The sequence below is a fragment of the Pseudomonas granadensis genome (genome assembly GCF_900105485.1).
GTDB classification, from domain to species: domain Bacteria; phylum Pseudomonadota; class Gammaproteobacteria; order Pseudomonadales; family Pseudomonadaceae; genus Aquipseudomonas; species Aquipseudomonas granadensis.
On sequence record NZ_LT629778.1, the window covers coordinates 4750103 to 4774975 of the forward strand.

Below are 24873 nucleotides of genomic sequence, written 5' to 3' on the forward strand. Positions count from 1 at the left end.
CAAGCCAAAGCAAAGCGCTTCTAACTTGCAGCTTGCAGCCTGCCACTCGAAGCTGCTGTTAAGGTTTACGCTTGCGCGGTCCGGTATTGAACACCGGCACCTTGCGCACCAGCTTGATCGACGGCTCAGGCGCCTGCGTCTCACCGCTGTCCACCCACTTGCCCAGATTGCGCTTGCCGCCACCGCCGGAGGCTTTCGGCTTCTTCGGTTTCTTCGGCTTCTTGATCACCTGACCGCTGGCATCGGTATCCGGCACGCGGTGCTCAGGCTCAAAGTCCGGCTCGTTCTGACGCTTCAGGGTCTGACGCGTGAGCATTTCAATCGCCGAGAGCATGTTGACTTCGTCGGCACACACCAGCGAGATCGCCTCACCGGTCGCGCCCGCGCGTCCGGTACGACCGATGCGGTGAATGTAATCCTCAGCCACGATCGGCAGGTCGAAGTTCACCACCAGCGGCAAATCCTCGATGTCCAGACCACGGGCGGCCACATCGGTCGCCACCAGAATCTGCACTTCACTCAGTTTGAAGCGGTCCAGCGCACGTTGGCGGGTCGCCTGTGGTTTGTCGCCGTGGATACCGTCGGCGTTGACGCCCAGACCCTGGAGTTTTTCCACCAGCGCATCGACACCGTTACGGGTCTTGGCGAATACCAGCACCTGCTTCCACTTGTTCTTGCGCATCAGGTGCACGAACAGTTCGGCCTTGCGCTTCTTGTCCACCGTGACGATCCATTGCTTGACCGTGTTGGCCGCCACGTTGCGTGGGCTGACTTCGACGGATAGCGGATCGTTGAGCATCTGCCCGGCCAGCAGACGAATGTCATCGGAGAACGTCGCCGAGAACAACAGCGTCTGGCGCTTTTTCGGCAGCATGCGGTAGATGTTCGCCAGTTCTTCAGAGAAGCCAAGGTCGAGCATACGGTCGGCTTCATCCAGCACCAGCGTTTGCAGCTGATTGAGTTTCAGCGCGTTCTGGCGGAACAGGTCGATCAAGCGACCGGGCGTGGCGACCAGCACATCGACGCCGCCGCGCAGTTTCATCATCTGCGGGTTGATGCTGACACCGCCGTACACCGCATAAGTGCGCAGCGGCAGATTTTCTGCGTACTGACGCACGGCTTCGTGGACCTGCTCGGCCAGTTCGCGGGTCGGCACCAGAATCAGCGCACGCGCCGAGTTGGCGGTGACTTTCGGCCCTTCCATGGCCAGCAGCTGCAACAGCGGCAAGGCGAAGCCGGCGGTCTTGCCGGTGCCGGTCTGCGCCGCCGCCATCAGGTCGCGGCCGGCCAGCACGGCCGGAATGGCTTGCGCCTGCACCGGCGTCGGGGTCTGGTAGCCGAGCGTCTCAAGGGAGCGCAGCAAGGGTTCGATCAGGCCAAGGGAGGCGAAAGTCATGGGAGTACCGTAGGAAAAAATGACGCGGGGATGCAATGCCGCGCAGTTTACCCTAATTCGTCCGCGCTTCCGTCGGATCGGCTTGTGCCTCCTCGACCGGCACTTGCTTCGGCCGGCGCCATTGCGGCAGGCTGATCAGCAATACGGCGCTGATGATCACCAGCATCGCCAGCGCTTCTTCGATACCAATGGTCTCGCCCACAAACACGATCCCCAGCAGTACAGCGACGGCCGGGTTGACATAGGCATAACTGGTTGCCGCCGCCGGGCGCACATGCTTGAGCAGGTACATGTAGGAATTGAAGGCGATGATTGAGCCGAAGAAAATCAGGTAGGCCAGCGCCAGCCAGCCTTCGACCGGCGGCAGCGCTTGCAGGTGTTCACCGCTCACCGCGCTGCCGATCAACAGCACAACACCGCCGACCAGCATTTCCACCGCGCTGGCCATGGCCCCCTGCGGCAACGGCAGATATTTGCTCCACACCGAACCGAACGCCCAGGTCGCCGCGGCAAAAATCAGCAAGGCGGCGCCAAGCGGGCTGGATTGCAGGTTGGAGCCCATGTTGAGCATGGCGATGCCGATAATCCCCAGTGCCACCCCGGCCCACTCGAGACGGGTGTTACGCGCGCCCCAGAAATAACCGAACAACAAGGTAAACAGCGGCACCGTCGCCACCGCCAGCGCCGCCACGCCGGACGCCACACCGGTGTGCTCGGCCACGCTGACCGCGCCATTACCGAAACTGAGCAGTAAAATCCCGATCAGCCCCGCCGCCTTCCACTGCGCCCAGGTCGGCGCCGGCGCCCCGCGCCAGCGCAGGAAGGCGTACATCAACGTGCCGGCAATCACAAAGCGCACCCCGCCCAGCATCAGCGGCGGCCAGTATTCAACGCCGATGCGGATCACCAGATAGGTCGATCCCCAGATCACATACAACGCGAAAAACGCGGCAATCAGCGGCAAGGAAAAACGGCGCAAGGCAGACATGGGCAGCTCGACAGTCAGTGTCAGGAAATTGAGTATTCTAGAAAGGCGCGCCAGCAAAAATAAGTTACAAAACCTGTTTATCGCGCCGGTACACTTTTGAAAACACGGAGATCGGCGGGTTTATCCGCGGTTTCGAAAGTCTGACCTCGAAGCCAACGGCAAACCAATCTGAAACGGCGTATTTCCATGTGGGAGCCAGCCTGCTGGCGATGGCGTCAGTTCAGCCGAAAGATAGATTGAATGACACACCGCTATCGCCAGCAGGCTGGCTCCCACAGGGGTTCGTTGTCGGTCTTGGGATCAGCGATAGCGCAGCAGGTGTTCGTTGACCTTGGCCGCAGGGACTTTCTGCAATTTGCACAGCAGGTCATGGTTCAGCTCGCGCACGCCATGTTTGTGCCGCAACTCGTCGGCCAGATGCGCCATCAGATTGGCTGCCATTTCGGCGTCGGCCATGGCCCGGTGAGCCTGGCCAGTGTGTGGCAGGCTGGCGAAGGTCGTAAGGGTGCCGAGTTTGTGATTGGGAGCCGCCGGCATCAAGCGCCGTGCCAGCAACAACGAGCAAGCAAAGTTCTGCAAGCGTGTGCGCTTGATTCGCCCCAGTTCGAAATCCCAGAACTTCTGGTCGAACGAAGCGTTGTGCGCCAACAGCGGTGTGCAGCCGACAAACTCGTTGACCTCTTCCATCACCCGTTCGGCTGACGGCGCGCTGCGCAGCATGGCGTTGCTGATGCCGGTCAGTTGTTCGATGAACGCCGGGACGCGCACACCGGCGTTCATCAGGCTTTGGTAACGCTCGACGATGCGGCCGTTTTCCAGCATGACCACGGCGATTTCCGTGGCCCGGCAGTTGCTGTTCGGCGCCAGGCCAGTGGTTTCAAAGTCGATGACTGCAATGCGTTCCAAACCGGGTTCAACTCCGTTCAAATCAATCTTTGAGCTTAATTCTTCAGCAACAGCGCGCCTTCGATCGGCACGTAGCGGCTGGCGGCGCGGATCAGCGAGTTGGCGGTCAGGCCGGGTACGCCATAGGCCACCGCTTGCACGCCGTGCTTGCTGATGATGCGTTCGAGCAGCATGTCGAAATCGCCGTCACCGGAGGCCAGCACGACTTCGTCGACGTGGTCGGCTGCGTCCATGATGTCGAGGGTGATGCCCACGTCCCAGTCGCCCTTGGCCGAGCCGTCGCTGCGCTGGATGTAGGGCTTGAGCTTCACGGTGAAACCGAGGTTGCGCAGGATCTGCTGGAACTGCTGCTGCTTGCTGTCGCCGCGGTCGATCGCGTAGGCGTAGGCCTCGACGATCTGCCCGTCCTTGCTGATGTCGGCCCACAATGCGGCGTAGTTGAAATGGCAACCATAGGCCTGACGCACGGTGTAGTAGAGGTTCTGCACGTCGGCGAACACTGCGATTTTTTTCACCGGAGTTCCTGTGGGTGCGCACGCGCACGAAGCGGGATCAGGCGCCAGGGCCCGAAAAGGCGCTCAGTATGCCAGCCCGAGGGAAGGTTCCGCGAATAATCGGCCCGAAGCCCCACGGGGCTCCGGACGAATGGTGGAGTCAGACGAAGGAATCGTCGTCATCGAAGAACGACGAGCTGTCGTTGCTGTAATCGGTGTCGGTGAAACCGTTATCCGCCACGCGCTGGTCATCGCCCCAGCCGTTATTGCTCTGGTCGGCGACCTGGGCCGGTTCTTCCTTGATCACCTCGACGATTTCCTGCGGCTGCTGGTTGTGATGAAACAGGCTGCTGATGCCTTGCGCGAGCATCACGCCACCGGCAACACCGGCCGCGGTTTTCAGCGCGCCACCGAGGAAGCTGTTGCCCGCCGCTGGCGCGCCTTGTTGCGCATAATTGGGCGGAGCGGCGCCGAAGTTCTGCTGTGGTGCCGGAGCTTGGTAGCTCTGTTGCGGCGCCGGTTCGCGCCAGCCACCGGGGGCTGCCGGGGCGGCACTTTGCGCTGGTGACGGGCGCGAACTGCCGCCGCCAAAGATACTCGACAGGAACCCACCGCCCGCGTTCGCGGCAGGTGCGGCACTCTGCGCCTTGGCCGACTGCAACTCGGCCTGCAGACGCTGCACTTGCTGGGTCAGTTGCTGGTTCTGTTCATTGAGGCTCTTGAGCGCCGCCTCTTGCACCAGAATCGCCTGGGTCATGAAATAGCCTGCCGCCGGCTGGCGCGTCAGGTGTTCCTTGATCCGCGCCTCGGCCTGGACGTCACGCGGGGCTGCCTCCGTTTCGGCCTGCTGCAGCCGGGAAAACAGTCCATCGATCAGGGTTTGCTCTTCGCTGTTCATGGCGACCTCGTAGATTGCCGGTAATAACGTGCCCTCGCCCACTCTGGGCGTGGTGCTCTCCTGTAATGGAGACAGTGACAAAACGTTTCAATGCCCTTTACCGAATGTTTACGTTTGTGTCGCCCCGCGTTGCATCGGTTAAAGTGAGCCACTGTTTTCGACCTGCGATACCGACTGATGAATGCCCTCGAAGTACTGCGCGACTCTTTGTATTTTTTCAAACGCCATCTGGGCAGCATCGTGCAGCTGTGCCTGCCGCTGGTGATTTTCGAAGCGTTTTTGCAGCAGGTGGTCGATCACGCCAGCGGGCCCGAAAGTTTTTCTGCAGTCAGCATCGTTGTCGGTCTGCTGGTTTATCCGTTGTACACCGCTGCATTGATCCTGTTTCTCGATGCCCGCAGCCGTGGCGAGTCGCCGCGCAACCGCGACCTGCTGGCGATGGCCGCGACGTTGTGGCCGCGCTTCGCCCTGCTGACGGCGCTCAATACCCTCCTTATTCTGCTCGGCCTGTCGCTATACTTCCTGCCGGGGCTGATGCTGATGGTCATGCTCGCGTTTGGCGAGTACCTGCTGGTGCTGCGCGGCATGGGCCCATTGCAGGCGATGAAGGAAAGCCTGCGCCTGACCCGTGGGCATTTCTGGCGGATCCTGCTGTGCATCCTTTGCGTGATGACACCGCTGTGGTTGCTCAAAGGCGCAACGCTGGCGGTGTATCCCGAGCCGCAAAATCCGTTGATTGCAATGCTGATCGACAGTGCGCACAGCTTCCTGCAACTGTTCACCAGCGTCGTCCTGTTCCGCCTGTTCATGCTGATCAGCGAATTGCCTGACAAGCGTGACAGAACGATCTGACCGCGCAGCGCTTGGGCATCGCGCCGCCCGTCAGGTATGCTCGGGGCCACTTTCTGTAACGCTATAAGCCGAGCCATGACCCGTCTACTGCGCTACTCGTTGTTGTTGGTTGTACTGGCCATCGTCGTGATTGGCGCGCTGATCTTCAGCCTGACCTGGCGTCCCGACGCCCGCGAAACCCTGCCGGTCAATTGCACCACATCCGCGCCGACGCTGGTGCCGGGCCAGGCGCTGAAAGTCATGACCTGGAACGTGCAATACCTCGCCGGCAAGCGTTACGTATTCTGGAATGACCTGGCCCAGGGCAACGACGAAGCACCGACCGCCGAAGACATGGCCTTCAGCCTCGACGAAGTGGCGCGGGTGATTCGTGACGAGCAGCCCGACGTGGTGCTGTTGCAGGAACTCGACGACGGCGCCAAGGCCAGCGACTACCAAAACCAGCTCAAACTGTTGCAGGAACGGGTCGCCGATCTGTACCCGTGCAGCGTCAGCGCGTTTGACTGGAAAGCCGACTTCGTCCCCGAGCCGCAGGTTTTCGGCAGCGTCGGCCGGCAATTGGCGACGCTCAGCCGCTATCGCATCGAGCACGCCGAACGCCTGCAACTGCCAGTGGCTTCAGCCAATGTCATCAGCCGTCAGTTCCAGCCCAAGGATGCCTTGCTGGTCAGCAAACTACCGCTGAGCGATGGCGGGCAATTGACCGTGTTCAACACTCATCTGGAACACGCCAGCCAACCGGACGCGACCTTGCAGGCGCAAATGACTGCGGTGGCCAAGGTGCTCGACAAATACGAAAGCCAGGGCTTGCCATGGCTGATCGGCGGCGACTTCAACCTGCTGCCACTCGGTCAGTACCGGCGCCTTTCGACCGAGCAGCGCAGTCCCTACTCGGCCGACAGCGAGCTGCACCTGCTCTGGGACAAGTACCCGATGATCCCGACCAACAATGAAGCCAGCGGCATCGATCGCGCCAGGTGGCTGACCCATTATCCCAATGACCCCGGCCTGAACGGCCCGGATCGTACCGTCGACTACCTGTTCCATAGCCCGAAGATCAAACGCATCGAAGCGCGAGTGCGCCAGGATGATACGTTGCGCATTTCCGATCACCTGCCGGTGATTGCGCGCTTCCTGTTACCCGCCGCGCCTTAGCTGCACGACGAACGACCGGTGTAGTCGACGGCCCCCGATTCACGACATGGAAAGCCATGAAAATATTATTGGTGTGCAAGGATATTGGCGGTTATGCGCGCAAGCTGGCAGATCATTTACGGGCCGACAACGCTGTGTGCTTCATCGATACGGCGTTGATGGCCGATGCGTTCAACCGGGCGCCGAAAATTCTGCGCCGCCCGCTCAGACGCTGGGCCAAATTACGCCAGTTCAAAAAGGCAGTAGAGGCACACGGGCCGTTTGACGTTGCCCTCGTTATCAACCCGGCACAAATAGACCCAGAGCATTTGGCTATCGGCCTGGACGCATCCTCGCGCAAGATCGCCTACCTCTATGACAGTTTCAGCCGCTGGCCGATGACCCGGGAACAACTTGCCGGGTACGACGAGGTGTTTTCGTTCGATCCGCAGAATGCGCAGCAATATGGCCTGAAGAAACTGCACAACTTCATTTACGACGACTACGACGCGAGCGCTGGCGACGGCGACTACAGCGCCTTCGTGGTCATGGCCGGCAAGGACCGTGTCCCGGCGCTCGAAGGCCTGGCAAGGGCATTCGACCGACTAGGCGTCAGCGACTACAAGTTTCTGGTGCAGTGCAAACCGGTCCCGGGCGCGCATCCGGGCATCACGTTTTTCGAGCAACGCCTGCCACTGGACGCCGTCGGCGCGCTGGTCAAGCGCTCGCGGATCATTCTCGACATCGCCAAACCCGGTCAGGCCGGGTTGAGCTTTCGTTTTTTCGAAGCCATGGCCGCACGCAAGAAAGTCATTACCACCAACCCCAGCGTGGTCGATTATGACTTCTACAACCCGGCGAACATTCTGGTGATCGACGAGGCTGATCCGGTGATTCCATCAGCGTTCGTTTCAGCCCCATACGTCGACGTGCCCGAACAGATCTATCGCAAATACACCTTGCAAGGCTGGGTCGAGACGGTTTTCACATCACCATAATCGTCGATCGCTTCAGAGGCCCGGAGGGACATAGCCGGGAACATAGCGAACATTGGCGCACTTGCCGTGCAGTATCCGCCCATCCTCGATCAGGAACTGGGCGATCTTTTTCTGTTGATTGACCTTTGCCTGCAACTTGCAGGTGGAGCTGTGTCCGACCTGTTGGTAGTGCTCGGTGTAAACCATGCCATTGCCGGTATGGTTCATCGACGTGCCGGCCGCTTCGGTGGTAGTCCAGCTCGCGGACTTGAACCAGGTGAGCACGGCCAAGGGTTCGCCGTTCGGGCCGGTTTCCTTTTGCATCGAATCGGGCGTACCGAACAGATTCAGTGCCTCCTGAAGGTCGCGGCCTTCCCAACGGCTCTGCGCGATGGTGGAACAGCCGGCCAAGAGCAATCCTGCCAACAGGGTTGTCAGCAATAAGCGTGTACAAGTCATGTGAAGTCCCGGCTTATTTTTTAAGTTCGAGCAAACTGTCGATGTTGTCCATCATCTGGCTCTTTTGCTGAATCGGCGCGAGCTTGAAGAACATCTGCTGGAGCATCTCGATCATCTGCAAGTATTCCATCTTGCCCACCGCGGCCATGTCGTTTTTAGCTCGGTTGCCCGGCGCGCAGGCAAACTTCAGCGCCTGCTGAACCCAGAACTCTTTCGGGGTCTGCCATTGATTGGCAACTTTCAGATGACGCAGGGTGTAAGCGAGACGTTCGATGGACTGGCCGTTGATAAAACGTACCTTGCCCGTAGAACACTGGGCTTCGAGGTTGTAGACGTCGATCATCGGTTTGCCGGGCTCTTCGTAGACCAGGGTCACCGCGACCATGGTCGCGCCTTTGGTTTTTTCCGAAGGCACCACCGACGTCGCATCCGCTACGTACATGATGTTTTTTTGGGCAACGCCGTTGCCGTAGATAATCCACCAGTCGCCAATCGGATTGGGCTCTTCGGCAATTGCCGAACCGGAGGCAGCCAGCAGCGCAGCCGACAAGAAGAGCAACTTCTTGAACTTGAAGAAAGAGGTCATGGGCAGTTCCGTTCCTTGGGCACAAGTTGCGGGCAGCAACACTTGTTATTGTTCAGGCCGCGATTTTGCGAGCCTGTACAAACAAGGGCAATTAGCACGGATGGGCTAATGGCGCGCTGCCATCGGCGTCAGGTGCCGCGCGGTTTTGCCCGCGCCGTGGCTTCGGCCACCAGCGGATCATCCGGCCAGTAATGCTTCGGATAACGCCCCTTCAGATCCTTCTTCACTTCGGCATAAGTGCTGCGCCAGAAGTTGGCCAGGTCCTGCGTCACCTGCACCGGCCGCCTCGCCGGCGACAGCAGATGCAATTTGACCACTTGCCGCCCGCCGGCAATTCGCGGTGTATCGGCGAGCCCGAACAGCTCTTGCAAGCGCACCGCGAGAATCGGCGGCGACTCGCTGTAATCCAGGCGAATCGAAGAGCCCGACGGCACGCTCAAATGGTGCGGCGCCAGCTCGTCGAGCTTTTGCGGCAGCGGCCACGGCAGCAGATTGCGCAGGATGCTCGACAGGTCGAGGTTGGCAAAATGGCTGAGTCGCGAGACTTTGCCCAGATACGGCATCAGCCAGTCTCCCATAGTGTCGAGCAGCGTTGCGTCACTGACATCCGGCCATTGGCTGTCGTCCTGATGACTCAGATCGAGCTGGCGCAGCAGCGCCACCCGTGCCTGCCACTGGCGCAATTCCGGGGTCCACGGCAACAGCTCGAGACCTTTGCGTCGGACCAGATTGACCAGCGCCTGACTGCGCGCAGTTTCATCCAGACCGGTTAGCGGTTCGCGGCTGAGGATCAACTCGCCGACCTTGCGCTGGCGTTCGGCGCGTAGCACGCCTTCGCGTTCGTCCCAATCCAGTTGATCGACACTGTGTACCTGTTCGGCCAAAACCGAATCGAACAGCGCCGGATCGAAATCCGCCGCCAGATAAATCCGCTCCTCGCGCTGGCCCTGGCGGCTACCGAGGTCAGCGATGACGATCCATGGCTCTTTCATCAGGCTGTCGGCTTCGGCGAACAGCGCGGCACGACCGTTGGCCAGACGATATTCCGCGCCACCGGCACGCCGTTGTTGCGCCACGCGATCCGGGTAGGCCAACGCCAGCAACGCGCCGAGCCAGCGCGGATGCTCGGGATCGCTGACCGGCGCACTGGCCTTGCCACGCAGGTAACCGCGATATTGCCGCGCCAGTTGCCGAGCGCGTTGCACCCCGCCCTGGGCGCCACGCGCCGCACGCTCTTCGCCCGAAAGCAGGGCCAGACGACTGTGCAAGTCCGCGCCGGCGCCGCGCAAGATATCGCGCTCGCCGAGCAGCGCCGCGACGTCACAAGCCATGTTCGCCAGGCCCAACGCCTGACCGCGCAACAGCAAATGGCCGATGCGCGGATGCGCCGGCAGTTCGGCCATGGCTTGGCCATGCGGGGTCAGCACCTCGCCGTCGAGCGCACCGAGGCGCTGCAACAAATCCTGCGCTTGTGCATACGCCGCCGCAGGCGGCACATCCAGCCATACCAGTTCATTTGGCGTTACGCCCCAGCGCCCCAGTTGCAGGGCCAGGCTGGCGAGATCCGCCGAAAGAATTTCGGCACTGCCGTAAGCGGCGAGTTGTTCGTGCTGATCCTGCGACCACAAGCGGTAGCAGACACCCGGTTCGAGTCGCCCGGCACGGCCGGCACGCTGGGTGGCGCTGGCCTTGGAAATGCGCTGAGTATCGAGGCGGGTCATGCCGCTGCCCGGGTCGAAACGCGGCACTCGCGCGAGCCCGGCATCGATCACCACGCGCACGCCGTTGATGGTCAGGCTGGTCTCGGCGATGTTGGTCGCCAGCACCACTTTGCGCTGACCGGGCGGCGCCGGATCGATCGCCGCGCGCTGGGCATTGAGGTCGAGTTCGCCGTGCAGCGGGCAGAGCAAGACATCGCTGCGCTCACCGACGGTATCGGCCAATTGCTGATGCACGCGACGGATTTCCGCCTGCCCCGGCAGGAACACCAGCAGGCTGCCGGTTTCATCGTGGAGCGCTTCGAGCACGGTTTGCGTGACGCGTTGATCAATGTACTCACCGGGCTGAAACGGTCGGCCCCAGCGCATCGTTACCGGATACATCCGCCCTTCGCTGCGCAGGATCGGCGCGTCATTCAGCAACCCAGCCAGACGCTCGCCTTCGAGCGTGGCCGACATCAGCAGAATCTTCAGCGGTTGTTCAGCGCGAAACAGTTCGCGACCGTTCAGACTCAGCGCCAGCGCCAGATCGGCGTCGAGGCTGCGTTCGTGAAACTCATCGAAAATCAGCAGACCGACGCCTTCCAGCGCCGGGTCATCCTGCAGACGGCGGGTGAGAATGCCCTCGGTGACCACTTCGATGCGCGTCTTCGGGCCGACCTTGCTGTCCAGACGAATGCGATAACCGACGGTCTCACCGACCTGCTCGCCCAGCTCGCTGGCCAGACGTTCTGCAGCGGCACGCGCCGCCAGTCGGCGCGGTTCAAGCATCAGAATGGTCTGCCCGGCGAGCCACGCTTCACTAAGCAAGGCCAGCGGCACGCGGGTGGTTTTACCGGCACCGGGCGGCGCCTCGAGCACGGCTTCGTGGCGTGACGCGAGGGCTTCACGCAGCGCGGGTAAAACATCGTCGATCGGCAAAGAAATCATGCTGGCTCCCAAACAGATCGGCGAGTATAACGGCGAACTGTTTGGCGTAGTCTGAACTCAAAACACTAGCCGTTATTGTTCAGCTCTCAGGAGACATTTCCATGCGCTTACCTTTTCGCCTGATCGGCGGTGTTCTGGTCGCCACCCTGCTCACGCAGATCACTGCGTGCGGGTCGATTTTCTACCCGGACCGTCGCGGCCAGATCGACGGCAAGATCGACCCGGCGATTGCCGCGCTCGACGCTGTCGGCCTGTTGTTCTACATCATCCCCGGGCTGATCGCGTTTGCCGTCGACTTCGCTACCGGCGCGATCTATTTCGAACCGGGCCACACCGCGCAGATCGATCCGGCCAAGCTCAAGCAAGCCATCGGCTCGGACGGTCAGGTCGATAATCTCAAGTTGCAGGCGATTCTCGAAAGCGAGTTGGGGCGAGACTTTCCTCTCGACGACCCGCGCCTGATCCAGCACAAGGGCAGCACTCAGCAACTGGCGATGTTCGGCCTGCAACCTGCGGCATAAAAAGGAAGATCGATGACCTCCAGCCCCGAACACGCCCGCCTGCTGCGCCTGGCGACCCGCGCCTCGGTGGCGGTGGCGTGCACGCTGATCATCGCCAAAGCCATCGCCTGGTGGCTCAGCGGTTCGGTGAGCATGCTCGCCGGCCTCACCGACTCGGCGCTGGACGGCGTCACCTCGATGCTCAATCTGCTCGCGGTGCATTACGCGCTGCGCCCGGCGGATGACGATCACCGTTATGGCCACGGCAAAGCGGAGTCCCTGGCAGGGATGGCACAGGCATTGTTCATCGGTGGCAGTGCGCTGCTGATCGCGTTTCAGGCCTACGAGCGTTTACAGGCGCCGCAGCCTCTGGGCGCGCCATGGCTGAGCATCGGTGTGATCGTTTTTTCATTGCTGCTGACCGCGGCATTGCTGGTGTTGCAGCACCGAGTGATCAAGCAGACCGGCTCCAACGCCGTGCGTGCCGACTCGCTGCACTATCGCTCGGACATGCTGCTCAACGGCAGCATCCTGCTGGCGCTGGTATTGGCCGGGTTCGGTTTCGAGCAACTGGATGCGTGGTTCGGCCTGGGCATTGCCGCCTACATCCTGTGGAGCGCGATTCAGATCGCCCGCGAGAGTTTTTCGGTGTTGATGGACGAGGAACTGCCGACCGACGTCAGCCAGCACATGCTTGAACTGGCGTGCAGCGTGCCAGGCGTGCTGGGCGCGCATGACTTGCGCACGCGCATCTCCGGCAACCACTGGTTCGTGCAGTTGCATCTCGAGCTGCCGGGAGAGTTGACGCTGTCAGTCGCTCACGGCATCAGCGATCAAGCCGCCGACGCCATCCACAAGGCCTACCCACGGGCCGAAGTGCTGGTGCATGCAGATCCGATAAAGGCAGCTACAAGCTATTAGCTTCAAGCTTCAAGCTTGCAGCTGAAAACTTGAAGCTTGCAGCTGCTTCTATCTGACTTGGTAGCCGCGACTGCTCAGGCAGTTGCCCTGGGCCTGGCGGTACGCCTGAACCACTTCGGGCGCCGGTTGGTAGGTCGCGGTGCGCGGGTCGAAACCGCTTTGCTGCACCGCATATTGGTAACACTGATAGCCGTCCTGCTGGACCTGCTCCGGCGATTGGCCATTCGCTGGATAAGCTTCGACGTCATAACCTTGAGCCTGTGGTTGCGGCGGTTGCTGCACTGGCGGTTCGACCACGACGTAATCCTGCGTCGCTTGCTGATAGGCGTAATAAGAGCCAGCGGCGAGGAACAGCAGCGAGCCGCCGATCCATACTTCGCGGGCGTAATCAGGCAAATACTGGATGCGGATCCCGCGCGGCGGCTGCACGACGATGTAGCGCGGGCCTTGCGGGCGATACCAGTAACCACCGGAATAGAAATAATCCTGACCACGATACGGCACGCGGTAGTCGCGATCCGGAAAACGATCGATCACATGCCCCGGACGGTATTGCGGACCCGGGCCCCAGCCATTGCCATGACCGTTCGGACGCCCCGGCCAGCGGTTGTCATCGGGCCGGTTCTGGGTCTGCCACTGCTGATTGTGGTAACCGTTCTGCGGGCGTTCGTCGCGGTAGTAACCCTGACGCGGTTCCTGGGTCTGGCGCACAGTGTCGGGACGTGGCTGAATCGGCAGGTTATTGCCCGGTTGCCGCGGCGGTTCTGGCCGATCATCGGGGCGGTTGCGGTTCTGCCATTGACCGTCATTGTTGTGCGGCTGGCCGTTGTGCTCGAACTGGCGGCTGTTGTCACCACGAATGATTTCGTTGTTCTGCGGCCGCGGCGGGTTCTGCGCCTCATTGCCCGGCCCGCGTTGATCACCGCCACGGCCCTGACCGTTGCCCTGATGCTGCTGGCCCCGACCGTCGCCATCGGGTCCACGATTTTGCGGCTCGTCGGCCAGCGCTTGCGCACTGACACTCACACACAGCAAACCAACACCGGCCAGACGCCAGATGCGCGAATTCATGTTGTTCCTCACTGCGGGGAGCCTGTCATTGGGAGGGCCTGTTGCTAAGACTCGCAACAGGCCCACCGGGTTCTGCGACAGGTTATCAGTCGCGCGACTTATTTATTGAGGCGGCAAGATGAAATCGCCGGCAAGAAAAAAGGGAGACCCGTCGGCCTCCCTTTTAGAGAATTGCGTTCTGGCTCGACGCTTTTGACGTCGGCTCACCTCACGCCGTCTTCTGGACAGTGTGCAGCTCGGGGGCCGGCACAACCCCGGTGGGGGTGGCGGCCGCGGCGGGCCGGATTGGGCGGGCCGCGTGGACTGTGTTACCGAGCAGTGATTCTGGTGATAAGAATAGGCCGGACGCCGCGACAGATGATTGCGAAGATTGCTCAAATAAACACCACTTGCGCAATTTTTAACCCTGGATAGATAATCTGCCGCAATAGTTACAGCCAAGGACAGATTGATGAGCAAACTCGACCGTTACGACCTGAGTATTTTGGCGGAATTGCAACGCGACGCCCGCATCTCCAACCAGGAGCTGGCCGAGCGCATCGGTCTGTCCCCCTCGCCTTGCTCGCGTCGGGTCAAGCAATTGGAAGACGACGGCTACATCTCGCGCCAGGTTGCGCTGCTCGATCGCAAGATGCTCGGGCTGAGCCTGACGGCCTATGTGCTGATCGGCATGGACCGGCACACACCGGAGCGTTTCGAGAATTTCGAAGCGGCGATCCGGACGTTGCCGCAGGTGCTGGAGTGCAGTCTGGTGACGGGCGTGGATGCGGATTACCAGTTGAAGGTGGTGGTGCCGGATATGGATCACTATCAGAAATTGTTGCTGGGGCATTTGACCCGTATCGAGGGGGTTACCAGTGTGCGGTCGAGTTTTGTGCTGAATCAGGTGCTGAACAGTACTGAACTGCCACTGACTCATTTGCGTAGTTGAAAGAGCTACCCTCACCCCAGCCCTCTCCCAAGGGGAGAGGGGGCCGACCGAGATGTCTGGCGCTATACATCGACCTGAGAGATCGAGTCGATTATGGATTCACAGCGGCCAGATCAAGTCGGCGTAGATCAAAACCATCCCCCGGTCAGTCCCCTCTCCCTCCGGGAGAGGGCCAGGGTGAGGGCAACCATTGCGGATCAGACCCAGATCAATGCCACCCCACCCACCATGCCGTATACTCCCCGCCGCCCTTTCAGCCTGCCCCGCGCCGGAGATTGCCAATGGATCCAGCATTATTAGAAGAATGGATGATGACCGGCCTGGTCAGCATCCTGATCATTTTCATGGGTTTCATCGTCTGGGATCTGGCGAAGAAGTCCAAGGCCGGGCGCTTCGGCTCGTTCATTCTGTTTTTCGTGCTGGGCCTGGGCGTGGCCGCGTTCATCATCAAGAGTGTGGTGATCGGCCTGATCGAATCCGGCGCTCTATAAGCGCGCCGGCACTTCTTTCCACTGGCCCTGATCGAGCCCATCAAGCGTCCAGTCACCAATCCTGACCCGCACCAGACGCAACGTCGGCAGGCCGACCGCCGCCGTCATGCGCCGCACCTGACGGTTGCGCCCCTCGCGAATCACCAGTTCCAGCCATGAAGTCGGTATGGTCGCGCGAAAGCGTACCGGCGGATTGCGCGGCCACAACTGCGGCTCATCCAGTTGCCGCGCTTCGGCGGGCAAGGTCATGCCGTCGTTCAACTCGACACCGTCACGCAAACGCTGCAACTGCTCGGCAGTCGGCACGCCTTCGACCTGCACCCAATAAGTCTTCGCCAGTTTGTGTTTCGGATCAGCAATGCGCGCCTGCAATTGGCCGTCATTGGTCAGCAGCAACAAGCCTTCGCTGTCGCGGTCCAGGCGTCCGGCCGGGTAAATGCCGGGCACATCAATGTAATCCTTGAGCGTCGCTCGCCCCTCTCCGTCGCTGAATTGCGTCAGCACATCGAACGGCTTGTTGAACAGGATCAGTTTCGGCTCGGCCGGTGGTGCTTTGGCAACACGGCGCGGCGAGGACGATTGAGGCTTCACACCAGGGCGGCGGGAAGGTGGTCGAGTAGGACGGGACATAAGAAGAGAAAAACATTTAGCGATCAGGGCTGACAATGCTAGTGCCCCGACCGCCAAATGACCACGACTAACCGTTACCGGAACGGCGGCTCGTCGAAGCTGCGCAGCTTGCGCGAGTGCAGCGAGTTGAGTTCGGTGCGCAGCAGATCCACCGCTTCGATGCCGATCTTCAAGTGCTGGCTGACCGCGCGTTCATAGAAAGCGTTGGCCGAACCCGGCAGCTTGATTTCGCTGTGCAACGGTTTGTCCGAAACGCAGAGCAACGTGCCGTACGGCACCCGCAAGCGATACCCCTGCGCCGCAATCGTGCCGCTTTCCATGTCCACAGCGACAGCACGGGACAGGTTGATCAACGGCCGTTCCTGCGCCCAACGCAGTTCCCAGTTACGGTCGTCGTAGGTCAGCACGGTGCCGGTGCGCAGGCGTTTTTTCAGGTCGTCGCCCTTCTCGCCGGTAACGTTCGCCGCCGCCTGCTGCAGCGCCAGCTGCACTTCGGCCAGCGCCGGGATCGGAATGTTCGGCGGCACTACGCGGTCAAGGATGCCGTCGCGACGCATATACGCGTGGGCCAATACATAGTCGCCAATGGTCTGCGACTGACGCAGGCCGCCGCAGTGGCCGATCATCAGCCAGCAATGCGGACGCAGCACCGCGAGGTGGTCGGTGATGTTCTTGGCGTTGGACGGGCCGACACCGATGTTCACCAGCGTCACGCCGTGGCCATCGTTGGCGATCAGGTGATAGGCCGGCATCTGATAACGGTGCCAGACCACACCGGCGGCGATGGCCGAGGCTTCGCCGTGGTCCATGCCCTTCTCGATGATCACATTGCCCGGCAGGACCATGCGCACGAATCGCGGGTCGTTGCGCAGTTGCTCCAGGCCATGAACGATGAACTGGTCAACGTAGCGGTGATAGTTGGTCAGCAGAATCCACGGTTGCACATGGCGCCAGTCGCTGCCGGTGTAGTGCACCAGACGGCGCAGCGAGAAATCCACACGCGCGGCGTCGAACAGCGCCAACGGCAGCGGATCGGTGTTTTCCCAATCGTAGAGACCATCGGCGATACCATCGGTGGCCGCGGACAGGTCGGTACTGGGGAACACCCGCGCCAGCACCGCAGCGGTAACGCCGGAACCGGCCAGCTCATCGCCCTGCTCGACCACGTACGGGTACGGAATGTTCTGCTGGCTGACGCCGACCTCGACGGTCACGGTGAAGTCGTGCATCAACGGGGTCAGTTGTTCCAGCAGGTATTTGCGAAATGCCGCCGGGTGAGTGACGGTGACGCTGTAGGTGCCGGGCAACTGCACCTTGGCGTAGGCGCGAGTGGTCTGCGGGACTTCGCCCTGGCAGTGATAGGTCAGACGCAGTTCGGGATAACGAAACAGGGCACGCTGTTCGGCGTCGGGTTCGACGCGGTCCTTGAGGTAACGCTTGAGCGCCGAATTCAACGCACTGGTGGCCCGCTCATGCAGCTCGGCCAGACGATCCACGGCTTGTTCGGCGGTTTGAACGACAATAAACGCTTCGGTCACGATCAGCTTCCTGTGTTCTGACTTGCAGAGCTTCATCTTGCCTGCATCGTCGCGTCACGGGAACAGTGGCATGTTGGCAAGTGCACAATATGTCGGTCGTATACAGCCCCTGTAGGAGTGAGCCTGCTCGCGATAGCGGTTTATCAGTCGATATTGCATTGACTGTCACACCGCTATCGCGAGCAGGCTCACTCCTACCGGGGATTTGTGGGGTTTCAGAAACCTTGTGGGATCGAACGTGCGACGATCGCCTCGACATCCAGCCCACGCGGCAACGCGCCGTAGACGCGGCCGCCACCGCTCAAGCGGCTGGCAATGAACGCATCGCTGACCGCCGCGTTACCGCCTTCGAGCAACAGTTTGGCCTGCAAACCGAGGGCGATATCTTCGGTCAACTGCCGCGCCCGATACTGAATGTCGCGGGTGTCCTTGAACTGCGCCTGCAATTGTTGGATATGCGCGGCCAGACGTTTGTCGCCATGACCATCGCCCAGTTCACTGAACAACACATCCAGCACACCCGGCTCTTTCGATAACGCGCGCAGCACGTCGAGGCACTGCACGTTGCCCGAACCTTCCCAGGTCGAATTCACCGGGGCTTCACGGTACAGCCGCGGCAGAATGCTGTCCTCGACATAACCGGCACCGCCCATGCATTCGGCGGCTTCGTTGATCATTCCCGGCGCGCGCTTGCAGATCCAGTATTTGCCCACCGCTGTCACCAGCCGCGCAAACTGCGCTTCGTGGCGATCATCCAGATGATCGAGCGCCTTGCCCATGCGCAAACTGAGCGCCAGCGCGGCTTCACTTTCCAGCGCCAGATCGGCGAGCACGTTCTGCATCAACGGCTGCTCGCTGAGCAATTTGCCGCCGACCTTGCGATGCGCGCAGTGATGGCTGGCCTGGGTCAGCGCCTGGCGCATCAGCGAGCTGGAGCCGACCATGCAATCGAAACGGGTCATCGCCACCATCTCGATGATGGTTGGTACGCCGCGGCCTTCTTCGCCGATCATCCACGCCAGCGCACCACGAAATTCGACTTCGCTGGAGGCATTGGACTGATTGCCGAGTTTGTTTTTCAGACGCTGGATGTAGAACTGATTGCGCGTGTCGTCGGGGCGATGGCGCGGCAGCAGAAAGCAGCTCAAGCCCTTGTCGGTCTGCGCCAGCGTAAGGAAGGCATCGCACATCGGCGCCGAGCAGAACCACTTGTGCCCGACCAGTTCATACGCCTGGCCCGGGCCACTGGCGCCGACCGGATAAGCCTTGGTGGTGTTGGCGCGCACGTCGGTGCCGCCCTGCTTCTCGGTCATCGCCATGCCGATGGTCACGCCGGCCTTGTGCTCCATGCCGACGTTGCGTGGGTCGTATTCGGTGGAAAGGACTTTCGGCAGCCATTGCTCGGCCAGATCCGGCTGCAAACGCAGGGCCGGCACGCTGGCGAAGGTCATGGTCAACGGGCAACCGCTGCCGGCCTCGGCCTGGCTGTGCAGATAGGTCATGGAGGCGCGGGCGACATGCGCGCCGTCCTGCGGGTGAGCCCACGGCAGCGAGGTCAGGCCGTGTTCGATCGCGCTGCGCATCAACTGGTGATACGCCGGATGAAACTCCACCAGATCGATGCGATGACCGTAGCGATCATGGCTGGCAAACACCGGTTTGTTCTGGTTGGCGAGGAAGCCGGCCTCCATCAGTGGGCCACCGGCGAGCGCCCCGTAGGCCTCGATCCGCGACTCGGCCCAGCCGGCGCCAAACCGGCGCGACCATTCCTGCAACGGCAGATCGAGGCGGTACAGATTGGTGCCGTCCAGCGACGGTGGCTGATTGGTGACTTCGTGGGTTTCGGCGAACTGATGCAGGTTCATCGCGGCGGCTCCTTGATTCGGCAGGAAGTCAGTTAAGCACCGGCCCCACGCCGATCAAAGTGGCATATCCGCCGAATTTGCGGCGCTTTTACCCTGCTCTCAGCACAGCACGCGACGCTCCAGCGCCGACTGCAACTCTTCGAATTTCACCGGTTTGTTCAGGTAATCGATGGACACGCCGGTGGCGCACAGGTCGCGCTCGGCCTGCAGGGCGAGCAGGAACACCGGCAGGTGCGCGCAGCCTGGCAACGCATGAATCTGGCAGCACAACGAGGCGCCGTCGTGGGCCGGCAACTGGCAGTCGATCAGTACGGCGTCGAAGCTTCCGCGCTGCAAGCAGGCCAGTGCCGCCGTCGCGTTGTCGGCGGTGCGCACGCGAAAGCCGAGCTTGAGCAGCATGCCGCGCATCACCAATTGATTGACGCTGTTGTCGTCCACCAGCAACACCGTGCAGTCCTGCGGCAAACGAATCTGCTTCTGCGTGGACGAGAACTCCAGCGCCGGTTCGATCACCGGCAATTCAAACTCGACATCCAGTTGAAAACGGCTGCCGCGCCCCGGCTCGGAGCGGTGGGTCAGCTTGCCGCCGAGCAGCTCAACCAGTTGCCGGCAGATCGCCAGGCCGACACCGAGGCCGCCGTATTCGCGGGTCATCGAACCGTCGAGCTGGAAGAAGCGCTGATACATCGTCGCCTCGCCCAGATCGGTAAAGCCGATGCCGGTGTCGATGACCGCAAACGACAGCGCCAGACGATTATCCGTCGAGGGTTTGCCGGTCACGCGCAGCGCCAGACCACCGACGCGAGTGAACTTGATCGCGTTATCCAGCAGGCACTCCAGGCATTGCGCGAGTTTGGCGCTGTCGCCGTGCAGGCGATCCGGCAGCGTTGGCAGCACATCGACCTTGAAGTCCAGCGACTTGCTCGCCGCGTTACCCTCGAATTGCACGCGCAGTGCCTCGATCACGGCGCGCAGGCTGAAAGTGCCCGAGGACGCCTTGAGCTTGCCAGCCTGCAATTCGGTCAGCGTGAGGATGCCGTTGACCATGCGCATCATGTCCCGTGCGGAACCGGCGGCCGTCTGCTGATATTGCTCGAGCTCCGGGTCCATCTCGACGGTCTGCATCAATTCCAGCGAGCCGATCACACCGTTCATGGGCGTGCGCAATTCATGGGTCAGAGTGGCGAGGAATTCGTCCTTGAGCTTGTTGCTGTGCGCCAGTTGCTGGTTGAGCACTTCGAGCTTCTGTCCGGCGTCGTACAGCGTCTGTGCCTGCTGCTCACGCATGGCGTTGATGCGGTCGGCCAGCGCCAGTGACAGCAGCGCCACTTCGATGGCCGAACCGATCTGGCTGGCGTACATGGTCAGGAACACGTTCGGCAGCAGGCCCAGCACCATCAGCGTATTGACGATGCCGCCGAGCAGGAACGCCGACCAGGCAATGATGAAATAGCGCGCCACCCGCAGACCGCGCCACCAGGCGAGAATCCCTGCGGCGAAAATCACCACGGTGAAGGTCAGCGCCAGTGTCGTCGCCAGACGCAAGGCCAGCGCATAGCTGGTCATCAGCGACAGCCCGATCACCACGGCGCTGAAGGCAATCAGCCCGATCAGCAAGCGATCGAGCCAGCGGCTGTGGGTGCGGGTCTGCAGGAAGCTGCGGGCGAACTGGCTGCCGAACAGGCCGGCGCAGCCAATGAAGAATGGCGTGGCAGCGTTGGCCCACCAGGGGTTGTCCGGCCAGAAATACTCGACCGCCGCGCCGTTGACCGACAACTGATAGAGGCCGAACGAGCCGATGTAGAAGATGTAATAGAGGTAACTGGTGTCGCGCACGCTCAGGTAGATGAACAGGTTGTAGACCAGCATCCCCAGCAATACGCCATAAATGATGCCGAGCACATACAGGCGCACCGGCTGGTCTTCGAGATAAGCGGTGCTCGACCACAACGTCACCGGCGCCTGGATCGAGCCTTCGCTGGCCAGACGCAAGTACAGCGTTTGTTGCTGATCGGGTTTGAACGGCAGGTCGAACAGGTAATTGTTCTGGCGGATCTCGCGACTGGCGAAGGGCAAGGCATCGCCGGTCTGGCGCACCAGGCGATAGTCGCCAGCAGCATCGGGCAAGTACAAATCAAGATGATCGAGTGGTGGGTAAGCCAGCTCCAGCAACCAGGTGCGCTGGGCGGCGGGGTTGCTCGGACGATAATGCAGGTCGATCTTCAGCCAGAACGCCGAACGCGAGTAACCGGCGTTGAGCGTGGCCTTGTCGTGGGCCTTGAAATGGCCGGCGGTTGCCTGCGCGCGAACGTCAGCGAGGCTCGCCTGACCGCTCGGGTCTTCGAACACTTGCAGCGATCGGCCCAGTGGCAGGCTCTGGGTGAATTCGTCGAACTCGACGGCGCTCGCCATGAGGGGCAAGCAGAACAGCAACATCAGCAAATAGCGCATTGAAGCCCCAGCGTGGCTCGTCCGGTTGTGTCAGGAAGCCCCCCATTCCCTTTGAGTAGACGTAAAACCGGTATTACCTGTTATTGGTTTGGATCCAGCCTAGCATAGCCGCTGATGGCCATTAAGCACCATCGAAACTTTTCCTACAAAGGCTCTAGAACGGGCGTTTCAGAGCAAAGCTGCGGACTAGAGCTGTTGAGTCGGTCAAGTTGTGACAATGCGGTCGGAATCTCTGTCCGGGATATCGGCCAGGAGCAACGGCACTGAACCCGAAAATCAGCTTTGGTGGTAAGCTCGCGCACCATGAATATCTACAGCTCCCGCCCCGTTGTCCTCTGTCTCTCCGGCCACGACCCCAGTGGTGGCGCCGGCCTGCAGGCAGATATCGAAGCCCTGCTCGCGCAAGGTTGCCATGCGGCTCCGGCCGTCACCGCCCTGACCGTGCAAGACACGGTCAATGTCACAGACTTTCGCGTCCTCGACCGTGAGTGGGTACTGGCCCAGGCCAATGCCGTGCTCAACGACTCCGAAGTCGCGGCGGTGAAGCTGGGCATGCTTGGTTCGCTGGAGATGGTCGACACCGTTGTCGAACTGCTCTCGGCGCACCCGCATTTGCCGGTGGTCTGCGACCCGGTGCTGCGCGCCGGCGGCGGCGGACGCCTGGGCAAGGACGAAGTCGGTTATGCGATGCGCGAGCGGCTGCTGCCGCTGTCGATCATCGCCACGCCCAACCTGCCCGAAGCGCGCATCCTCGCCGAACTGCCTGATGGCACCGCGGACGAGTGCGCTGAAAAACTCCTGCCATTCGTCAAAAACCTGCTGATCACCGGCGGCCATGGCGACGAAACTGAAATCCACAACCGCGTGTACAGCCGCGACGGTCTGCGTGAAACCTTTATTTGCCAGCGTCTGCCCGGCAGCTATCACGGCTCCGGTTGCACCCTGGCCAGCGCCCTCGCCGGGCGCCTGGCCCAGGGCGAACACCTGGCCAGCGCCGTGCGCAGTGCACTGGATTACACCTGGCGCACCCTGCGCGATGCCGAACAACTGGGCAAAGGCCAGTTCGTCCCGCGTCGCCTGCCGCTGGATTTCTGCTCGTAACGTCGTGAGGTCTGCCCGATGAAACTACGTGGCCTGTATGCCATTACCGACAGCACACTGCTGGCCGGCAAGTTTCTGTCTTACGTGGAGGCGGCGCTGGAAGGCGGCGTCACCCTGCTGCAATACCGCGACAAAAGCAGCGACGAAGCCCGCCGCTTGCGCGAGGCCGAAGCGCTGCGCGATTTGTGCGAGCGCTACAAGACCCAGCTGATCATCAACGATGACGCCGAGCTGGCCGCGCGCCTCAATGTCGGCGTGCATCTGGGTCAGACCGACGGCCCGCTGTCGCCGATCCGCGCCCTGCTCGGTTCGAAAGCGATCATCGGTTCGACCTGTCACGACCAGCTTGCCCTCGCCGGGCAAGCCGCCAAAGAAGGCGCAAGCTACGTCGCCTTCGGCCGTTTCTTCAACTCCAGCACCAAACCCGGCGCGCCGAGTTGCAGCCTCGAGCTGCTCGACGAAGCCAAACGTACACTGCATCTGCCGGTCTGCGCGATTGGCGGCATCACCCTCGACAACGCCGCGCCACTGGTGGCCCATGGGGTCGATCTGCTGGCGGTGGTCCACGGCCTGTTCGGTGCTGAAAACACCGCCGAAGTGACCCGCCGCGCCCGCGCGTTCAATGAATTGTTCAAAGCCTGAAGATTGAGAGCCCGATCATGTCTCGTTCCGAAACCCTGTTTGCCAATGCCCAGAAACACATTCCCGGTGGCGTCAACTCGCCGGTTCGCGCGTTCAAAAGCGTCGGCGGTACGCCGCTGTTCTTCAAACACGCTGAAGGCGCTTACGTCACCGACGAAGACGACAAGCGTTATGTCGATTACGTCGGCTCGTGGGGCCCGATGATTCTCGGCCACAGCCATCCGGACGTACTTGATGCTGTGCGCAATCAGCTGCAACACGGTTTGTCCTACGGCGCGCCGACCGCGATGGAAACCGAGATGGCCGATCTGGTCTGCTCGCTGGTGCCGTCGATGGACATGGTGCGCATGGTCAGCTCCGGCACCGAAGCGACCATGAGCGCGATCCGTCTGGCCCGTGGTTACACCGGTCGCGACAGCATCATCAAGTTCGAAGGTTGCTACCACGGCCACTCCGACAGCCTGCTGGTCAAGGCCGGTTCCGGCGCGCTGACCCAAGGCGTACCGAGTTCGGCCGGTGTGCCGGCGGCGTTCGCCAAACACACCCTGACCCTGCCGTTCAACGACATCGAAGCGGTTGAGCAGATGCTTGCCGAAGTCGGTGAAGACGTCGCCTGCATCATCGTCGAGCCGGTCGCCGGCAACATGAACTGCGTGCCACCGGCTCCGGGTTTCCTTGAAGGTCTGCGTTCGCTGTGCGACAAGCACGGCGTGGTGCTGATTTTCGACGAAGTGATGACCGGTTTCCGCGTCGCCCTCGGCGGTGCGCAGGCGTACTACGGCGTCACCCCGGACCTGACCACCTTCGGCAAGATCATCGGCGGCGGCATGCCGGTCGGCTGCTTCGGCGGCAAGCGCGCAATCATGGAACGCATCGCGCCGCTGGGCCCGGTGTACCAGGCCGGTACGCTGTCAGGTAACCCGTTGGCGATGGCCGCTGGCCTGACCACCCTGCGTCTGATCAGCCGTCCGGGTTTCCATGCCGAACTGACCGACTACACCACGCGCCTGCTCGACGGTCTGCAACAACGCGCCGATGCCGCGGGCATTCCGTTCGTGACGACACAGGCCGGTGGCATGTTCGGCCTGTATTTCAGCGGCGCCGACGACATCGTCACCTTTGACGACGTGATGGCCAGCGACGCTGCACTGTTCGGGCGCTTCTTCCACCTGATGCTCGAAGGTGGCGTGTACCTCGCTCCGAGCGCCTTCGAAGCCGGTTTCACTTCGATCGCCCACGGCGAAGCCGAGTTGCAACTGACGCTGGACGCCGCCGAGCGTGCCTTTGCCGCACTGAAATAACCGCCGTACCGCTGACGTTGGCTATCGCCAGCGTCAGCTTTCACCTACACCCCTGCCGTTTTTCCCACGCCGCTGCTAAAAATCTTGTAGAAA

23 protein-coding genes are annotated in these 24873 nt (G+C 61.5%); 10 read left to right on the plus strand and 13 right to left on the minus strand.

Annotated elements, in window-relative coordinates:
* Positions 1–58: 58 nt before the first annotated feature.
* The 5 genes from BLU52_RS21090 to BLU52_RS21110 all read right to left on the minus strand — a co-directional run bounded on the left by BLU52_RS21090 (position 59) and on the right by BLU52_RS21110 (position 4682).
* Positions 59–1396, minus strand: a complete 1338-nt coding sequence (locus tag BLU52_RS21090) for a DEAD/DEAH box helicase (protein ID WP_090286541.1) — start codon at positions 1394–1396, stop codon at positions 59–61.
* Between the two features lie 52 nt (positions 1397–1448).
* The gene (gene yedA / locus BLU52_RS21095) at positions 1449–2384 is read right to left on the minus strand and encodes a drug/metabolite exporter YedA (protein ID WP_090286542.1); all 936 of its coding nucleotides are present in this window, start codon (positions 2382–2384) and stop codon (positions 1449–1451) included.
* A gap of 300 nt (positions 2385–2684) precedes the next feature.
* On the minus strand, positions 2685–3290 hold the full coding sequence (locus BLU52_RS21100) for a 3'-5' exonuclease (protein ID WP_090286544.1): 606 nt from the start codon (positions 3288–3290) through the stop codon (positions 2685–2687).
* 35 nt (positions 3291–3325) lie between these two features.
* On the minus strand, positions 3326–3805 hold the full coding sequence (locus BLU52_RS21105; RefSeq protein ID WP_016986151.1) for a LabA-like NYN domain-containing protein: 480 nt from the start codon (positions 3803–3805) through the stop codon (positions 3326–3328).
* A gap of 139 nt (positions 3806–3944) precedes the next feature.
* Positions 3945–4682, minus strand: a complete 738-nt coding sequence (locus tag BLU52_RS21110; protein ID WP_090286546.1) for a DUF2076 domain-containing protein — start codon at positions 4680–4682, stop codon at positions 3945–3947.
* A gap of 177 nt (positions 4683–4859) precedes the next feature.
* Between BLU52_RS21110 and BLU52_RS21115 the strand changes: the two genes are divergently transcribed.
* From BLU52_RS21115 to BLU52_RS21125, 3 genes are all read left to right on the plus strand, one after another.
* Positions 4860–5534 (plus strand): YciC family protein, encoded by a 675-nt coding sequence (locus BLU52_RS21115; RefSeq protein WP_090286549.1) that lies wholly within the window; start codon positions 4860–4862, stop codon positions 5532–5534.
* A 75-nt stretch (positions 5535–5609) separates the two neighbouring features.
* A complete protein-coding gene (locus BLU52_RS21120; protein ID WP_090286550.1) occupies positions 5610–6689 on the plus strand; it encodes an endonuclease/exonuclease/phosphatase family protein in 1080 nt (359 codons plus the stop codon).
* A gap of 56 nt (positions 6690–6745) precedes the next feature.
* Positions 6746–7666 (plus strand): CgeB family protein, encoded by a 921-nt coding sequence (locus BLU52_RS21125; RefSeq protein ID WP_090286552.1) that lies wholly within the window; start codon positions 6746–6748, stop codon positions 7664–7666.
* Between the two features lie 12 nt (positions 7667–7678).
* Here BLU52_RS21125 and BLU52_RS21130 read toward each other — a convergent pair whose 3' ends face one another.
* The 3 genes from BLU52_RS21130 to hrpB form a co-directional block, all read right to left on the minus strand.
* A complete protein-coding gene (locus BLU52_RS21130) occupies positions 7679–8056 on the minus strand; it encodes a hypothetical protein (RefSeq protein ID WP_408003540.1) in 378 nt (125 codons plus the stop codon).
* Positions 8057–8117: 61 nt separating this feature from the next.
* Positions 8118–8690: a hypothetical protein gene (locus BLU52_RS21135; protein WP_090286556.1), complete on the minus strand. Its 573-nt coding sequence runs from the start codon at positions 8688–8690 to the stop codon at positions 8118–8120.
* A gap of 128 nt (positions 8691–8818) precedes the next feature.
* Complete coding sequence (gene hrpB, locus BLU52_RS21140) at positions 8819–11338, minus strand: ATP-dependent helicase HrpB (RefSeq protein ID WP_090286558.1); 2520 nt, start codon at positions 11336–11338, stop codon at positions 8819–8821.
* Positions 11339–11439: 101 nt separating this feature from the next.
* On the opposite strand from hrpB, the gene BLU52_RS21145 reads away from it, so the two are divergent.
* Positions 11440–11859, plus strand: coding sequence for a polyribonucleotide nucleotidyltransferase (locus tag BLU52_RS21145; RefSeq protein ID WP_090286561.1), 420 nt, complete (start codon positions 11440–11442; stop codon positions 11857–11859).
* 12 nt (positions 11860–11871) lie between these two features.
* Entirely contained in the window at positions 11872–12759 is an 888-nt protein-coding gene (locus BLU52_RS21150) for a cation diffusion facilitator family transporter (RefSeq protein WP_090286564.1), read from the plus strand.
* 48 nt (positions 12760–12807) lie between these two features.
* On the opposite strand, the gene BLU52_RS21155 is transcribed toward BLU52_RS21150, so the two are convergent.
* Complete coding sequence (locus tag BLU52_RS21155) at positions 12808–13830, minus strand: DUF6515 family protein (protein ID WP_090286566.1); 1023 nt, start codon at positions 13828–13830, stop codon at positions 12808–12810.
* A gap of 451 nt (positions 13831–14281) precedes the next feature.
* On the opposite strand from BLU52_RS21155, the gene BLU52_RS21160 reads away from it, so the two are divergent.
* Positions 14282–14761, plus strand: a complete 480-nt coding sequence (locus BLU52_RS21160; RefSeq protein WP_007909658.1) for an Lrp/AsnC family transcriptional regulator — start codon at positions 14282–14284, stop codon at positions 14759–14761.
* A gap of 281 nt (positions 14762–15042) precedes the next feature.
* Complete coding sequence (locus BLU52_RS21165; RefSeq protein ID WP_007909655.1) at positions 15043–15252, plus strand: DUF2788 domain-containing protein; 210 nt, start codon at positions 15043–15045, stop codon at positions 15250–15252.
* Here BLU52_RS21165 and BLU52_RS21170 read toward each other — a convergent pair.
* The 4 genes from BLU52_RS21170 to BLU52_RS21185 form a co-directional block, all read right to left on the minus strand.
* Complete coding sequence (locus BLU52_RS21170; RefSeq protein ID WP_090286569.1) at positions 15247–15882, minus strand: pseudouridine synthase; 636 nt, start codon at positions 15880–15882, stop codon at positions 15247–15249. The two genes, BLU52_RS21165 and BLU52_RS21170, sit on opposite strands and share 6 nt — an antisense overlap.
* A 74-nt stretch (positions 15883–15956) precedes the next feature.
* Complete coding sequence (gene amn / locus BLU52_RS21175) at positions 15957–17456, minus strand: AMP nucleosidase (RefSeq protein ID WP_167359912.1); 1500 nt, start codon at positions 17454–17456, stop codon at positions 15957–15959.
* Positions 17457–17635: 179 nt separating this feature from the next.
* Positions 17636–19285, minus strand: a complete 1650-nt coding sequence (locus BLU52_RS21180; RefSeq protein WP_090286573.1) for an acyl-CoA dehydrogenase family protein — start codon at positions 19283–19285, stop codon at positions 17636–17638.
* A gap of 99 nt (positions 19286–19384) precedes the next feature.
* A complete protein-coding gene (locus tag BLU52_RS21185; RefSeq protein ID WP_090286575.1) occupies positions 19385–21736 on the minus strand; it encodes a hybrid sensor histidine kinase/response regulator in 2352 nt (783 codons plus the stop codon).
* Between the two features lie 303 nt (positions 21737–22039).
* Here BLU52_RS21185 and BLU52_RS21190 point away from each other — a divergent pair, with 303 nt between their 5' ends.
* From BLU52_RS21190 to hemL, 3 genes are read left to right on the plus strand one after another with little or no spacing between them, the layout of a single operon-like run.
* Positions 22040–22837 carry a hydroxymethylpyrimidine/phosphomethylpyrimidine kinase gene (locus BLU52_RS21190; protein ID WP_090288646.1) on the plus strand — a complete coding sequence of 266 codons (798 nt, stop codon included), beginning with the start codon at positions 22040–22042 and terminating at the stop codon, positions 22835–22837.
* An 18-nt stretch (positions 22838–22855) separates the two neighbouring features.
* Entirely contained in the window at positions 22856–23479 is a 624-nt protein-coding gene (thiE, locus tag BLU52_RS21195; RefSeq protein WP_090286577.1) for a thiamine phosphate synthase, read from the plus strand.
* Positions 23480–23496: 17 nt separating this feature from the next.
* Entirely contained in the window at positions 23497–24780 is a 1284-nt protein-coding gene (hemL, locus tag BLU52_RS21200; protein WP_090286579.1) for a glutamate-1-semialdehyde 2,1-aminomutase, read from the plus strand.
* The last annotated feature ends 93 nt before the right edge of the window (positions 24781–24873 follow it).

Bases quoted from the DNA above. Each gene is read 5' to 3' on its own strand.
- amn (WP_167359912.1), bottom strand. From the start codon at position 17,456: ATGAAGCTCTGCAAGTCAGAACACAGGAAGCTGATCGTGACCGAAGCG.
- hemL (WP_090286579.1), top strand. From the start codon at position 23,497: ATGTCTCGTTCCGAAACCCTGTTTGCCAATGCCCAGAAACACATTCCC.
- BLU52_RS21190 (WP_090288646.1), top strand. From the start codon at position 22,040: ATGAATATCTACAGCTCCCGCCCCGTTGTCCTCTGTCTCTCCGGCCAC.
- hrpB (WP_090286558.1), bottom strand. From the start codon at position 11,338: ATGATTTCTTTGCCGATCGACGATGTTTTACCCGCGCTGCGTGAAGCC.
- BLU52_RS21180 (WP_090286573.1), bottom strand. From the start codon at position 19,285: ATGAACCTGCATCAGTTCGCCGAAACCCACGAAGTCACCAATCAGCCA.
- yedA (WP_090286542.1), bottom strand. From the start codon at position 2,384: ATGTCTGCCTTGCGCCGTTTTTCCTTGCCGCTGATTGCCGCGTTTTTC.
- BLU52_RS21150 (WP_090286564.1), top strand. From the start codon at position 11,872: ATGACCTCCAGCCCCGAACACGCCCGCCTGCTGCGCCTGGCGACCCGC.
- BLU52_RS21090 (WP_090286541.1), bottom strand. From the start codon at position 1,396: ATGACTTTCGCCTCCCTTGGCCTGATCGAACCCTTGCTGCGCTCCCTT.
- BLU52_RS21160 (WP_007909658.1), top strand. From the start codon at position 14,282: ATGAGCAAACTCGACCGTTACGACCTGAGTATTTTGGCGGAATTGCAA.
- BLU52_RS21110 (WP_090286546.1), bottom strand. From the start codon at position 4,682: ATGAACAGCGAAGAGCAAACCCTGATCGATGGACTGTTTTCCCGGCTG.
- BLU52_RS21170 (WP_090286569.1), bottom strand. From the start codon at position 15,882: ATGTCCCGTCCTACTCGACCACCTTCCCGCCGCCCTGGTGTGAAGCCT.
- BLU52_RS21155 (WP_090286566.1), bottom strand. From the start codon at position 13,830: ATGAATTCGCGCATCTGGCGTCTGGCCGGTGTTGGTTTGCTGTGTGTG.
- BLU52_RS21145 (WP_090286561.1), top strand. From the start codon at position 11,440: ATGCGCTTACCTTTTCGCCTGATCGGCGGTGTTCTGGTCGCCACCCTG.
- BLU52_RS21115 (WP_090286549.1), top strand. From the start codon at position 4,860: ATGAATGCCCTCGAAGTACTGCGCGACTCTTTGTATTTTTTCAAACGC.
- BLU52_RS21125 (WP_090286552.1), top strand. From the start codon at position 6,746: ATGAAAATATTATTGGTGTGCAAGGATATTGGCGGTTATGCGCGCAAG.
- thiE (WP_090286577.1), top strand. From the start codon at position 22,856: ATGAAACTACGTGGCCTGTATGCCATTACCGACAGCACACTGCTGGCC.
- BLU52_RS21135 (WP_090286556.1), bottom strand. From the start codon at position 8,690: ATGACCTCTTTCTTCAAGTTCAAGAAGTTGCTCTTCTTGTCGGCTGCG.
- BLU52_RS21185 (WP_090286575.1), bottom strand. From the start codon at position 21,736: ATGCGCTATTTGCTGATGTTGCTGTTCTGCTTGCCCCTCATGGCGAGC.
- BLU52_RS21165 (WP_007909655.1), top strand. From the start codon at position 15,043: ATGGATCCAGCATTATTAGAAGAATGGATGATGACCGGCCTGGTCAGC.
- BLU52_RS21120 (WP_090286550.1), top strand. From the start codon at position 5,610: ATGACCCGTCTACTGCGCTACTCGTTGTTGTTGGTTGTACTGGCCATC.